The sequence below is a fragment of the Mycobacterium sp. genome, assembly GCF_965229105.1.
In the GTDB taxonomy this organism is placed as follows: Bacteria; Actinomycetota; Actinomycetes; order Mycobacteriales; family Mycobacteriaceae; genus Mycobacterium.
On the sequence record NZ_OZ245858.1, the window covers coordinates 3,082,103 to 3,096,502 of the forward strand.

The 14,400-nt window shown below is 64.8% G+C and carries 6 protein-coding genes and 1 pseudogene; 3 read left to right on the forward strand and 4 right to left on the reverse strand.

The window, feature by feature from the left end:
- Nucleotides 1–7: 7 nt before the first annotated feature.
- Nucleotides 8–682: a methyltransferase family protein gene (locus ADBZ9O_RS14440; RefSeq protein WP_526533160.1), complete on the reverse strand. Its 675-nt coding sequence runs from the start codon at nt 680–682 to the stop codon at nt 8–10.
- 37 nt (nt 683–719) lie between these two features.
- The gene (pks2, locus tag ADBZ9O_RS14445; RefSeq protein ID WP_526532327.1) at nt 720–7,070 is read right to left on the reverse strand and encodes a sulfolipid-1 biosynthesis phthioceranic/hydroxyphthioceranic acid synthase; all 6,351 of its coding nucleotides are present in this window, start codon (nt 7,068–7,070) and stop codon (nt 720–722) included.
- A gap of 269 nt (nt 7,071–7,339) precedes the next feature.
- On the opposite strand from pks2, the gene ADBZ9O_RS14450 reads away from it, so the two are divergent.
- Entirely contained in the window at nt 7,340–9,106 is a 1,767-nt protein-coding gene (locus tag ADBZ9O_RS14450) for a fatty-acid--AMP ligase (protein WP_526532329.1), read from the forward strand.
- 507 nt (nt 9,107–9,613) lie between these two features.
- On the opposite strand, the pseudogene ADBZ9O_RS14455 reads toward ADBZ9O_RS14450, so the two are convergent.
- Nucleotides 9,614–10,105, reverse strand: a pseudogene (locus ADBZ9O_RS14455) (PGRS repeat-containing protein); the annotation flags it as partial.
- Between the two features lie 88 nt (nt 10,106–10,193).
- On the opposite strand from ADBZ9O_RS14455, the gene ADBZ9O_RS14460 reads away from it, so the two are divergent.
- Entirely contained in the window at nt 10,194–10,862 is a 669-nt protein-coding gene (locus tag ADBZ9O_RS14460) for a hypothetical protein (protein ID WP_526532331.1), read from the forward strand.
- 88 nt (nt 10,863–10,950) lie between these two features.
- On the opposite strand, the gene ADBZ9O_RS14465 is transcribed toward ADBZ9O_RS14460, so the two are convergent.
- A complete protein-coding gene (locus ADBZ9O_RS14465; protein ID WP_526532333.1) occupies nt 10,951–12,144 on the reverse strand; it encodes a hypothetical protein in 1,194 nt (397 codons plus the stop codon).
- Between the two features lie 780 nt (nt 12,145–12,924).
- Here ADBZ9O_RS14465 and ADBZ9O_RS14470 point away from each other — a divergent pair.
- Nucleotides 12,925–14,391 (forward strand): PfaD family polyunsaturated fatty acid/polyketide biosynthesis protein, encoded by a 1,467-nt coding sequence (locus tag ADBZ9O_RS14470; protein ID WP_526532335.1) that lies wholly within the window; start codon nt 12,925–12,927, stop codon nt 14,389–14,391.
- The last annotated feature ends 9 nt before the right edge of the window (nt 14,392–14,400 follow it).

Here is a 14,400-nt window from a genome sequence, read left to right on the forward strand (position 1 = left end):
CCGGCGGTCACCATACTTGCGGAATCAGCCGCGAGCGGACCTTTTTCGTGTACTCGCGGTAACCGTCCAATTCGTCGCCGAGCAGCTTCTCCTCGTCATGGATCCGCGCGGCAAGCACGGCCACGCCGGGCAGCACAAAGATGAGTGCCCAGTAGGAGCTGAGCGCCAGGGGCAGGCCAACCAGCATCAGTACGTTGCCGGTGTACATCGGGTGCCGTACCAGCCCATAGAGCCCGGTACTGACGACTTTCTGATCCGACTCCACCTGCACGGTTGTGGACGCGTATCGATTCTGGATGGTCACCAATACCACCACGCCCAGGCCAACGGCCACCACAACATCACCGATGATGCTGAAGGCCACCGGCATTGATGACCAGCCGAAGCGATGGTCGACGCCGCTGACCACACAGATCGCTACCAGTGATCCATAGAGGCCGGCCATCACGATTTTCTGTACCGTCCGGCCTTCCGCCACCGGGCCGCTCCGCATCCGCCGCTCCAGAACAACGGGATTCGTGATCTGCAGGTAGATGCTCGGGAACCACGCAGTCAGGGCAAAGACCGCCAGAAAAACCCAGGCTTGCCAGTAGTCGAACGTGCCTGCCGGCAAGAAAATCAGCAATCCGATTGCGACCAGCTGAGCAAAACCCAGCGCGGCCACTTTGAGAACTGCGTTCACGATCCTCCCAAACTGTCTGTCTCGTAGCACATGCCGGCTAAGGTGACGCGTCACTGCCCGCAGGTGCCAGCTTTTCGCACAATAGCTCCGCCAAACCGCGAACGGTGCCGACGGCAAGGTCATTAGGCGTCAGCCGCACTCCGGTCTCAGCTTCGAGGCGGGTACGTAACTCCAGAGCGCCCAGCGAATCAACGCCGTATTCGGCGAGCGGCCGGTCGGGCTCGATGTTGCGACGCAGGATGAGGCTCACCTGGCCCGAAATCAGATGCCGCAATCGGGTGGGCCATTCCGCGCGCGGCAGGCCGTTCAGCTCTGCGCGCAGTTTGGCTGTGCCCGAATGGCTTTCGCCGACAGCGCCGTACGCTTCAGCGAACGGGCTCCGCTCGGCGAACGCGGTCAACCACGGGCTGTCGACGATCGGCGCGTATCCGGTGTAAGCACGGTCGTGGCGCAACAGCACGTCGAGTGCGTAAGCTCCATCGTCCGGGTCGATCGCAGCGCCAGCACTCGCGGCGATTTCTGTGGCGCGCCCGATCTGGCTCCAGGCACCCCAGGCGATCGCGGTGCCCGGGAGGCCGTTGCTCCGCCGCCAGCGGGTGAAGGCATCCAGCCAGCTGTTGGCCGCTGCGTAGGCTCCCTGCCCGGGCGAGCCCACCAGTGCGGCCGCCGATGAGAACGAGCAGAACCAGTCCAACGGCTGATCGGCGGTGGCGCCGTGCAAATTCCAGGCTCCGTAAACCTTTGGCGCCCAGTCGCATTCGATGATCTCGTCGGTGATGTTGGCTAAGGTGGCGTCCTCGATTACGGCGGCGGCGTGCAGTACGCCCCGCACTGGCAGACCGGTGGCTGTACCGGCCTCCACCATCCGCTGCGCAGTGCCCGGATCGCCGATATCACCGCAGTGCACCACGACCTCGGCGCCCATTGCCCTGATCAATTCGATCGTTTCCAGCGCCTTGAGTGTCGGCTGTGAGCGGGATGTCAGCACGATGCGCCCGCAACCGGCTACGGCCATCTTCTCGGCGAGGAACAAACCAAGGCCCCCGAGGCCGCCGGTGACCAGGTACGCGCCATCGCGTCGGAAGGGGTTGGCCTGCTCCGGGAGCACTACCGCGCGACTGCTCCCCGTTCGAGGAATCTCGAGTAGGAGCTTGCCGGTGTGTTGGGCCGCGGCCATCACCCGGATCGCGGTGGCGGCGTCTGCCAACGGATACTCGGTGTGATTGGCTGGCGGCAACTCACCGTCTGCCACCAGCTTGTAGACGGTGCGAAGCAACTCGCCGACCCGTTGGGGGTGGCTGAGGGACATCAGCGCCAGGTCGACGTAGTAGAACGTGAGGTTCCGCCGGAAGGGGAACAATCCCAACCGGGTGTTGCCGTAGACGTCGCGCTTACCGATCTCGACGAACCGTCCGCCGGTGGCGAGCAGTTCGAATCCCGCCCGCTGGGCTGCGCCAGTCAGAGAGTTGAGCACGATGTCAACTCCATAGCCATCTGTGTCATGGCGGATCTGGTCGGCGAATTCGGTGCTGCGTGAGTCATAGACATGCTCGATCCCCATGTCGCGCAGCATTTGCCGGCGCTCTTCGCTACCCGCGGTGGCGAATATCTCGGCACCTGCCGCTCGCGCGACCCCGATGGCGGCCTGGCCCACGCCACCGGTCGCGGAGTGAATCAGTACCCGGTCACCGGTCGCGATCCGGGCCTGGTCGTGCAGGCCGTACCACGCGGTCGCGGTCGCCGTCGCCACCGCCACCGCCTGGTGATCAGTCAGGGCGGGCGGAAGCGTAGCGGCCAGTCTGTCGTCGCACGTGACGAACGACCCCCAACAGCCTTTTCCGGAGAACCCTCCGACCCGGTCACCGACGCGATGATTGACGACGTCGGGACCGATCGCGGTGACCACACCGGCGAAATCCATACCCAGCTCGGGCAACCCGCCGTCGATAGCCGGGAACAGGCCCATGGCAACCAGCACGTCGGCGAAGTTGATGCTTGATACGCCGACGGCGACCTCGATCTGTCCCGATCCGGGCGTAACCCGTTCGCAGGCAACCAATTCCAGAGTCTGTAGGTCGCCGGGTGTGCGGATCTGCAGCCGCATTCCCTCGGAGTCGTTGTCGGCGAGGGTGTTTTGACGCTCATCGGGCCGCAATGGGCTTGGCAACATGCGGGCCGTGTACCACAAGCCGTCCCGCCAGGCGGTCTCGTCTTCCTTGGATCCACTGAGCAGCTGCCGGGCCAGCTGCTCGGGTTCGGTGCTTTCGTCGAGGTCGATCTGGGTGGCGTGCAGATGCGGGTACTCGGCGCCGATCACCCGGACCAAGCCACGCAGCCCGCCCTGCTCCAGATTGGCCACGTCGCCGGTCAGGACGGCTTGGGCAGTGCGGGTCACCACGAAGAGGTGCGGAATATGGCCCGACGTCTGGGCCAATTCGCGGGTGATACGTGTCAAATGTTGGACATACTCCCGGCCCACCACTGGGGACTGGTCATCGTTGTTGTTCTTCGCTCCGGTCAGGATCACGGCGCCGGTGACTTTCCCGGTCCGCAGCTGCTCGGCCAGATGCCCGGCGTTGGACGTGTGGTCGGCGTTCGGTGGCCAGTACATCGTGCTGCACTGTGCGCCTTGAGCTTTCAAGGTGTCGGTGAGGTTGGTGGCGACCAGATCCGGGATGGCGGTGGTGCTGATCAGCAGCCAGATTCCGGCGTCGGCGTGCGGCGGCTCTGGCAGCTGCCGCTGCTGCCAATCGATGGTCAGCAGCCGCTCGCTCAGTACCCGGTCCAGCTGGGCGTCCTCGGATTCCCCAGTGCCGCAGCGTAACCCCTGCACGCTGAGCAGGACTACCCCGTGCTGGTCAAGCACGTCGAGGTCGGCCTCGATCCCGCCGGCGTCGACTTGGGTCACTTGTGCATAGCAGTAGTGGGCGTTTCGAGCCGAGCCGAATGCGCGCAGTCGCCGGGCACCCAGTGGTAATCCCAACACACCTTCGGCCATTGCCTGGATCTGCGGATTGGCGGCAACGGACTGGAAGCAGGCATCCAGGATTGCCGGGTGCACTCCGTAGGAAACTTGCTGCGTGCGTATTTGGCTGGGCAGCGTGACTTCGGCCAACACTGTGCCGGTTGCGGCGTCGCCGACGTGGATCGCGCCGAGGCCGCAGAACGCCGGGCCGTATTGGACGCCGCGCTGATCTAGTCCCTTGCGCACCGCATCGCCATCGGTGCGGTGCGGATGGGCGGCAAGGAGTGCGGCGATGTCGTATGCGCTCGGCTGCTCATCGTCTGCTGCGGACAGGACTGCGCTGGCCTGGCGCTTGGGCCGACCGCCCTCATTGGATTCAACGAGGAAGTCAACGACACCGGGTGACGAGAGCGATGCCGAGGCGGCGACGGTGGTTTGCGCATCGAGCAACAACGCCTGTTCGAAGCGGATGTCGCGGACCTCGGCAGTGTCGCCCAGAACCGTCTGTGCGGCAGCCAAGGCCATCTCGCAGTAGGCCGCCCCGGGGAGGACCGCCACGTTGCGGATCATATGGTCGGCAAGCCAGGGCTGTGCAGCGGTGCCGACTTCGGCCTGCCACACGTGGCGCTCCGGCTCCTCCTGCAAGCACACGTGCGGGCCCAGGAGCGGATGCACCGAAACGGTGTTGCCCCCGTGTGTCTGGGACTCGTCACTCTCGTGGTCCAACCACAGCCGACGGCGTGTCCAGGTCGGCAGCGGCGCATCCATCAGTCGCCCATTCGGATACATAACAGAGAAATCGATTGCGGCGCCCGCACTATGCAGGTCCGCTACCAAGTCGCGCAGTCCGTGCGTCAGCGTCTGCTCACGACGCATGCTGGCAAACGTGGCAACCGGCGCGTCCAAACTGGCCGCCGTCCGGTCAATAGCGTGGGTGAGCATCGGGTGTGGTGACAGTTCGGCGAACGCCCGGTACCCGTCCTCCAGGGCGGCCCGCACTGCTGCGGCGAACCGCACTGTGTTGCGCAGATTGCGCACCCAGTACTTGTTATTGCAGAGCGGTTCTTCGCGCGGGTCGAACCCCGTTGCCGAGTAGAACGGAACCTCCGGCGGTAGGGGCTTGATTTCTGCGAGCTCCTGCGCGAGGTCGTCGAGGATCGGATCAACAAGGGGAGAGTGCGCCGCAACATCGATGACGGCTTGGCGAACCATCAAATCGCGTAATTCGAAAGCTGCCATCAGATCGCGAACGGTTTGTGTTGAGCCACTGATCACCGTGGACTGTGGTGAGGCAACCACCCCGACGACGACATCCTTGATGCCGCCCAGCGTCAGCTCCGAAAGCACCTGCTTTGCCGGCATTTCCACCGACGCCATGATGCCGGCACCAGCGATTCTCGACATCAGCCGCGAGCGCCGGCAGATCACCCGCACCCCATCTTCGAGTGACAGCGCGCCAGAGACCACCGCCGCGGCGACCTCACCCATCGAGTAACCGATAACCGCGCCGGGACGCGCGCCGTACGCCTTCATGGTGGCCGCCAGCGCAATTTGCACGGCGAACACCGTTGGCTGCAGCCGAGCGTCGCCGGTCACTACCTCGGGTGCGGTCATCGCAGCGGTGACCGAGAACCCTGACTCGCCTGCGATCAGTGTTTCTAACTGAGCGACCGTGGCTGCAAAAACTGGTTCGGCGACAAGCAGCTGAGCACCCATCGCAGGCCATTGCGAGCCTTGTCCGGAGAACACCCACACCGGTCCGCGGTCGTCGTGTGCCAGCACTGTCTGATAAGGAGCATCGCCGCCGGCGACCTCCAGCAATGCCTGTGTCAACCCCGACCGGTTGCTTGCATGTACAGCGGTGCGTACCGGGCGGTGGGCCCGCCGTCGCGCCAGGGTGTAGCCAAGGTCCGGTAACGACACGTCGTCGTGAGCTTGAACCCAGTGGGCCAGCTGGCCGGCTGTACGTCGCAGCTCGTCTGCCGAGGTCGACGAGAGCGGAAACAGCAGTGGTGCGGCCAGGGTCCCGCTGGGATCTGCGCTCATCGACGGTGCTCCCGGTGGTTCGGGAGCTTGCTCCAGAACGGCGTGAACATTGGTTCCCGACACCCCGTACGACGACACCGCCGCCCGGCGGGGATGTTGCCCGAGCGTCGGCCATTCTGTGTTCTCTTGTGGCACAAATAGATTCGTGGTGATCCGGGCCAAATCGTCAGGCAGGCGGGTGAAGTGCAGATTCTGGGGGACCGTACCGTGCTGCAAAGCGAGGATCGCCTTGATCAGACCGATGGCGCCGGATGCCGATTGGGAGTGCCCAAAATTGGTCTTCACCGATCCCAGCGCGCAGGGTCCGTCGACGCCGTATACCTCGCTGAGACTGGCGTATTCGATGGGATCACCCACCGGGGTGCCCGGGCCGTGCGCCTCGACCATGCCGACGCTGCTTGCGTCGACGTTCGCGGCCGCCAGCGCTGCCCGGTACACCTCGGCCTGGGCGCTGGCCGACGGTGTGGAGATGTTCACGGTGTGGCCGTCTTGGTTTGCCGCCGTGCCGCGGATGACAGCGAGGACTCGGTCGCCGTCGCGTAGCGCGTCCGGTAAGCGTTTGAGAAGTACCATCGCGCATGCTTCTCCGCCGACGTAGCCGTCCGCAGCCACGTCGAAGGCATGACAACGTCCGGTCGGAGATAGATGGCCCGCCGCTGTCCCCGCGACGTATTTGAGCGGGTCCAGCATCACGTAGGCGCCGCCGGCGAGCGCGAGATCGCTTTCGCCCTCACTTAGGCTGCGACACCCCATATGGACCGCGACCAGCCCAGATGAGCATGCGGTGTCTACAGCCATCGCGGGGCCACGGAGGCCCAAGGTGTAGGCGATGCGCCCCGACGCCAAGCTGAACGTGTTGCCCGAGTAGCCGTACGGCCCCGCCATGGCGTCGGACTCGGCCGATACCAGCCGATAGTCGTAGTGCGTCAGCCCGGTGAACACGCCGGTGAGCGACTCTTTCATCTCTTCCGGAGTGAGCCCGGCGTGCTCCATAGCCTCCCAGGAGGTTTCCAGCAGCAACCGGTGTTGCGGATCGATCGCGGCGGCCTCGCGCTCGTTGATGCCAAAGAACTCGGAATCGAAGCCCGCAACATCGTCGAGGAATGCACCCCACTTCGACGTCGTCCGGCCTGGCACGCCTGGCTCGGGGTCGTAGTACTTGTCGTTGTCCCAGCGGTCCTGTGGCACTTCGGTGACCAGGTCAGCGCCGCGCAGCAATGCCGCCCAGAGCTGCTCGGGGGACTCGATACCGCCGGGAAGCCGGCAGGCCATGCCGATAACGGCGACCGGAGTGGTCGATTTGGTGCTCATAGTGGTCGGCAAGTTCGCCGCGCCCGAGCTGCCTGGTCGATCGTCGATCGCACCGAATGAAACCATCCCGTCTCTCACAGCAACGAATCACTAGTTCGGTTCGCTGCTTGTCTCGCCTGGTTTCACCACCGCAGGCAAGGCAATTATTGACGCAGACGCAGTTTCTTGGGTCGTGTTTGCCCGATTCGCAAGCAAGCGCACCGCGCATCCGGGTCGCTGTGCGCTCACCACGGAGCGTTGTCGGCGGGTTACCGGCGCGCGGTTATTGACCCAGGCGTCACTCATCTTCGTTGTTTGAAGGCGTCGCAACGACGGCTACTGATAACTTGCTTCGCGTGACAAAGGCGATTGAGGCTTCAATTCCGGCTCTGTTGCGCGAACGCGCCAGCCTGCAGCCGGATGACGTCGCGTACACCTTCATCGATTATGACCAGGACTGGGCCGGCGTACCCGTGAGCCTCACGTGGCCGCAGTTGTATCGGCGGGTGGCCAACTTGGCCCGTGAGCTCAGACTGTGCGCGGCGCCGGGCGATCGCGCGATGATCATCGCTCCTCAAAGCCTGGAATACATCGTTGCCTTCCTGGGCGCGCTGCACGCCGGGGTGATCCCGGTTCCGCTGTCGGTCCCCATGGGTGGCGTTACCGATGAGCGGGTCGATTCCGTCATGCGCGACGCGTCGCCCGCTGCCGTTCTCACGACGTCTTCCGTGGTGGCTGAGGTGGCTCGGAGCATCGTCCCGCAGCCCGGGCAAGCGCCGCCGACCATCATCGAGGTCGATTTGCTGGATCTCGACGCTCCGCCTCGGCCTGGCGCGCCGGCGATGTACGAGGACGATAATCCCCTCGCCACCGCATATCTGCAGTACACGTCCGGTTCAACCCGTTCACCCGCTGGCGTAATGATTTCGTACACAAATCTTTTCACCAATCTGCAGCAGATCACCACCGACTACTCGAGGCATGCTGGCGTCACCCCGCCCGACCTGACATTTGTGTCGTGGCTGCCGTTCTTCCATGACTTGGGGTTGATCTTAGGAGTTTGCTCACCGATTGTCTTGGGAACCAGCGCGGTGCTGACGAGCCCGACGTCGTTCTTGGTGCGGCCTGCGCGCTGGATGCAGTTGCTCGCGACCAATCCGTGCCCCTTCACCGCCGCGCCGAACTTCGCGTTCGACCTGGCGACACGGAAAACCTCCGACGAGGACATGGCTGGGCTCGACCTCGGCGGCGTGCACACCATCCAAAGCGGGGCCGAGCGGGTTCAGCCGGCGACGATCAAGCGGTTCACCGACCGATTCGCGCGCTTCAACCTCAGTGACACGGTGATCCAGCCGTCGTATGGCATGGCCGAGGCCACGCTGTACATGGCGACCCCGAAGCCGGAAGATCCCATCAAGGTCGTGTACTTCGACACCGATGCCCTGACCGCAGGCGAGGCCAAGCGAGTCACCGGCGAGGACGGTACGCCGTTGGTCAGTTACGACGGCCCGATCAGCCCGCGTTCGCCCGTCCTGCGGATCGTCGACCCAGAGACCCGCACCGAGGTTCCTGACGGCAAGACCGGCGAGATCTGGTGCCACGGTGACAATGTCAGCATCGGCTACTGGGAAAAGCCGGAGGAGACCGCACGCACATTCGGCGCCACGATTGTCGGGCCGTCGGCGGGCACGCCGGAAGGTCCGTGGCTGCGGACGGGTGATGTCGGCTTCATCTCTGACGGAGAGCTGTTCGTGGTGGGCCGCATCAAGGACCTGCTGATCATTTATGGACGCAACCATTCCCCCGACGACATCGAGGCGACGGTCACGGAGATCACCAAGGGTCGGTGCGTGGCGATCGCCGTTCCGGACGACGCAGTGGAGAAGCTGGTCGTTGTGATGGAAGTCAGGATGCGTGGCGGCTCCGATGAGGAGGCCAAGGAGAAGCTCGACAGCATCAAGCGTGACGTCACATCGGCTATCTCCAACACACACGGCATCGCAGTGTCAGATCTGGTTTTGGTTGCAGCGGGATCGATTCCGGTCACAACCAGCGGCAAGCTCAGGCGCCAGAGCTGTGTCGGCATCTATCAGCGCACAGGGTTCGATCGCTTGGATGCTTAGGCGGCGCCGCTTCGCCGCTTAACCCAAGCAGACAGAGATCAGACAGCTCCCCACGGCTGCCAAGTCGGGCATTGGGAGGCCGACGCCGGGAAGACCACCCAGAGCCAGACCGGCGAAGCCGATCCCGCCAGCGCCGCCAGCGCCACCTGAGGCATTGGCCGGATCTACCGCGTAGCCCGTGCCGCCGGCGCCGCCGACTCCGCCCACTGCTCCCAAGTCCAATAGTCCTGTCGCGCTACCGCCCGCGCCGCCGATTCCGCCCTTGGCCGCTCCCGTGAGGACCGATCCGGTGCTCAGGAAGTTGTACGCATCGCCGGCGGCGCCGCCGGCGCCGCCGATCAACGTCCCCGTTCCGCCCGCCCCACCGGTCCCGCCAACAGCGGTAGCCGGATCGGCGGCGATGCCGGTGAACTGGGTGACCGCAGTCAGGAAATAGGTCGTCTGGTCGAGCCCCCAGACGATGGCGGTCCCGCCCGAACCGCCGGCGCCACCCACCCCCAGCGCGCCGGTGCCGGCGCCGCCCGCCCCTCCGGTCCCGCCCGTGACGGTTCCCGAGTGGTAGGCCCCGTCGAAGTATCCGAGTGCGAGGCTGAACGCGTAACCGCCGGAACCGCCGGCACCGCCGATAACGCCGGTCCCGCCTGCGCCACCGGTTCCGCCGTCACCCTTGAGTAGGCCACCGCTGCCGCCCTTACCGCCGCTCCCACCGATGCCGGCAGCACTGTCGCCACCCGCGCCGCCTGTGCCACCGGTGCCGAATAACAGTGCTGTCCCGCCATTTCCACCGTTTGCGCCGCTCTGAATACCGGTACCGGCCGCACCGGCACCACCGCTGCCGCCATTGCCAATCAGCCCGGCGGCACCGCCGTTACCGCCGGCCAGCCCTGAGCCGGCTGGCTGCGAATAACCGTCGCCACCGTTGCCGAATATCCACCCACCGGACTGGCCGTCCGGACTGGCCGCTGTCCCGTCAGCGCCGTCGCCGATGATCTGCCGCCCCTGCCACTGATTGGTGGTCAGCGCGATGTAAACGTCCTCGAGGCTGATATCTATCGGAGTGACGAAGATGTTGAGCAACGTGGGGCCGGTGCCGTTGATCACCGCGGCGAGGGCGTCGCAAGCCACCTGCTGGATTGGAGTCAGCAGGGGGTTCGCAGCGCTGGCCTCAGAACGGGACGTACTCGGTGAGGCGGTTGCCGCGGTGGATGTTCTACTCGCGGACACGCGGGCGGATGGCGCCACCGCGGCGGCTGTCTCAGTGGTGTCCGACGCCGTGGACGTCGAGTCGGGGTCGACCGCAGCGCTCGTCGAGACGGTGGCTGTGGTGGACGCTGCGCTGGCCGTCGACCGTGGTGCGTCCGTTCCGCCGGTGGCTGCGACCGTGGAACTGGTGATGCGCGGGGTCGATGAATCAGGTTTGCCTGATGCCTTTTTCGCGCCGGTTGCAGTGCCGTGGCTCGATGAAGTGGTGCGCCCGGTGGCTGCTGCCTTGGAGGTGGCGCTGTGGCTCGAGGAGGTGGAATCGCCCGTATCGGGGCTGGCGTGCGCGACGCCGATCGGGCCGGCCAACGAAGCGCCGACCCCGAGCGCGACAGCGCCAGTCCCGAGCCATGCGGAAACGTTGCTGCCGTCCTGCTTGACCCGATGGCGTGCCTCAGCACTCAGCGGCTTGGCCTTCGCCCGGACATTCGCCCGGTGTTTTGCCGCCATTTTTCGTTCCCGGTTCTCTAGTGATCCAGGATCGCATCGTAGCTAGGCGCGAGGTGAGTTCGGGGCAATTACGACATCAGCCTGTCGTCGTCGTTCGACGGCCGCTCCGGCGAAGTGCCCCGGAATGGGCACCGCTATTTCTTTGCGTTCGTCTTGCTGCCGGTGGACTTCTTGTTGCCGGTGCCTGAGTTGGCCGCGGCGCTGTTTTTGGCGGAGTCGGTGTCGGTGCTGGAGTTGGCTGCGGCGCTCTTCTTGTTGTTACCGACGATCGGCGCCGCCGTGGCCGAGCTCTTGGCGAGGCTTCGGGCAACCGGGGCCGCAGTACTGCCGAAGCCGTTGATGTTGACACCGGGACCGGTTTGGGTGACGGTCGCACCGTTCTGTGAGATCGACCCTGCAAATGCCAGCGGCCCGCGACCGGCGGTCACGGTGTTGCCGTTGCCGAAAAGATTGAACGATGTACTCAACGTGGTGTCGGGGATGGGTCCCACCGTCGACACGGTGCTGTTGCTGCCCGCGACGTTGGCGGCTGTGCTCAAGACGCCCTGCGAGAATACCGAGGTGTTGTGGCCAAGAACGTTGATGGCCGAGGTCAGGAAGCCCTGTGTAACTGCGGAATTACCGCTATCCGGGTCCGCGGTCCCGAAAAGGTTGAGGGCGAGGGTGCCAAAGAGGCCCGCAGTGGTGGTCTGGCCGACAGTGCCTGGGGCAGAGGCGCCGATCGCGAAGTTGATGATGCCGATCGCTGTCGCAAGCCCCGGTCCGAATTGCGCGACGATGTTACCGATGCCGCTGGCGCCGGTGGATGCCCCAGCGCCGGAGCCGATGGCGAGGTTGGCAGCGCCGACCGTCGCTGAACTGCCCGGTCCGAATTGCGCTGCGATGTTGCCAATGCCGATAACGCTAGTGCTCGATGCTCCGCTGCCGGATGAAGCACCAACCGCGAGGTTGAGTGCGCCAATATTGGCCGCGGAACCGGCACCGAATTGCGCCGCGGTGGCAAAAGCAGAGAAAAGTGCCGTTGCTGAGGCGCCGTCACCGATCGCCGCCGTAAAGGTTCCGAGACTGACACTGTTGACGGATTTGGCATTGGTGCCGATGGCGAGCGCTGAGCCGAAGAGTGCGGCGCCGGCGTCTGCCACCGCACCATCGCCGATACCGATCGCAATAGTGGTCAGGTTGCTGGTACAGCCATTGCCATTGCCGATCCCGAAGAATGAAGCGCACGACGCATTTGCGCTCTGAGCGCCGGATAGCGCTCCAGTGGCAAGCGCACCGGATACCAACGCGCCGAGTAACACGCCGCCAGTAACTCGAACCTGATCCATCGAAATCCGCCATTACTTGTAGGTGGCTATACGGGGTGGGACCATACGGGAACACGGGCCCTTGGAGTGCAGCTTTCTGCCAGATAGTACGCAGTGGATTAAATCTAGCAACCGAACCTCAGATGCCGCGTCGTGCTTGGTCACTACGCCAAAGGGCGCCATCATCTTTGCCAATCTGGGCCCGGTGCCAATGACACCTTCCACCCTCGACCCGGGGCGGAGCAGGAAGTCCAACATTGGGGCCGGTGGTGCAACGCCCTTATTCTGCGTGATCGCAGCATTCGGATCTGCATCGTCTGGCGTCCATGCCGGTAGGTCGCAACCGGGCAACTGCAATAGCAGCAAGCAATCCACCCGGAACCCCACGCGCCCATCCTTGCCTGCATGTACTGCTGAACTCTCGCTCCCACGCATGTGCGGGTGGAGGGTCGCAGGTACGTCGACCGGGCGCCAGTCGCCCACTCCCGCGAGCTGATCAAACGCGGTGTCATTTTGTTCACTTCGCAAATAGTTTTGTTGATCCCGTCGCGGAGGGCGCGGGGCTCGAGCTCGCCGTTTGGGCGACGTTTCGTTGCTAAAATCTGCGGCAACGTCAAAAACCGGGACTGGACACCCGTCCACCCGTTACAGTCCCGCATCATGCGTGCTTCGTTGGCCGCGTCTGGTCGGGCAGACGTCGCCTCGACGGCGTTGATCCCTGGATCAAACGTCGACGAGGCGCTTGCCGCGATCCGGACGCCAGTAGCTGTGGTGGGGTCGGCCCTGGGGCCGTCCCCTGTTGTGCTGTACGACGGCGGGCTGACGCCTGAGATCCTGCAACAGGATCTCCTGGCCGTCCTGCCGCCCATCTATCCGGAATGGCTGGGCGATCGCAGCTTCACCGCGGCGCACGGGGTGCGTTTCCCGTACGTGGTCGGTGAGATGGCCCGCGGAATCGCGACAGCACGGATGACGGTCGAAGCCGTACGTGCTGGTGTGATGGGATTTTTCGGCAGCGCGGGGCTCGATCTGGACACCGTCGAGACGGGCGTGCGCGAGATACAGAATGCCCTCGGACGCGACGCTGGCGGCTGGGGTGCCAATCTCATTCACAACGTCCAGGACGATCGTCTCGAGCTCGCGACGATCGACCTCTTCCATCGTCTTGGCGTGCGCTGTGTTTCGGCATCGGCGTTCATGCGACTCACGCCCGCGATCGTCCTTTACGCCGCGAAAGGCCTGCGCCGTGGTGCGGACGGTCAAATTCTGCGTGCGGGACACATCTTCGCGAAGGTTTCCCGAGACGAGGTCGCGCGGCACTTTCTGTCCCCCGCTCCGGAACCGATGTTGCGTGCGCTGGTCGCCGAGGGCCGGCTCACAGCGGACGAAGCTCAACTCGCCAGCGGGATTCCGATCGCGGAAGACATTACCGCCGAGGCGGATTCGGGTGGTCACACCGATAATCGCGCGCTGACGGTATTGCTTCCGCGCCTGATCGCCCTGCGCGACGAACTCGCTGAGGCTTACGGCTACTCTGTGCTGCCACGCGTGGGTGCGGCAGGGGGGCTCGGCACGCCCGCCGCTGTGGCTGCAGCATTTGCCGCGGGTGCGGCCTATGTCCTCACCGGCTCGGTCAATCAGTCGGCAGTGGAAAGTGGTCTGTCCGAAGACGGCCGGAACCTGCTGGCGCTGGCCGCCTCCACCGACGTGGCGATGGCGCCGGCCGCCGACATGTTCGAAATCGGCGTGACGGTGCAGGTGCTCAAACGGGGCACGATGTTTGCCCAACGCGGCCAACGGCTTTCCGACTTCTACCGTCGTTACTCCTCCCTTGAGGACGCACCGACGCATGAGTTGCAGAATCTCGAGACGACCGTGCTCGGGCGCAGCATCGAACAGATCTGGGCTGAGACCGAGTCATTTTTCTCCACGAGGGATCCCCGTCAGGTGACCCGTGCGGCGGAGGACCCCAAGCACCGCATGGCGCTGGTGTTCCGGTGGTATCTCTTCAGTGGCGCCCAGTGGGCGCGCGAAGGTCATTCCGAGCGGCGCGGCGACTATCAGATCTGGTGTGGCCCGGCGATGGGCGCCTTCAACGAATGGGTTCGGGATAGCTTCCTCGAACCGGTGAGCGCACGCACCGTGCGCCAGATCGCACTGAATCTGCTCGAAGGCGCGGCAACGGTGACGCGCGCAGGGCAACTCCGTGCTGCCGGCGTCGCGATGCCGGCTTCCGCCTTCGATTTTCGTCCACGACCCCTCGGATGACTGTCGTCC

Coding starts and splice junctions, on each gene's coding strand:
- pks2 (WP_526532327.1), bottom strand. CDS start 7,070: ATGGTTTCATTCGGTGCGATCGACGATCGACCAGGCAGCTCGGGCGCG.
- ADBZ9O_RS14465 (WP_526532333.1), bottom strand. CDS start 12,144: ATGGATCAGGTTCGAGTTACTGGCGGCGTGTTACTCGGCGCGTTGGTA.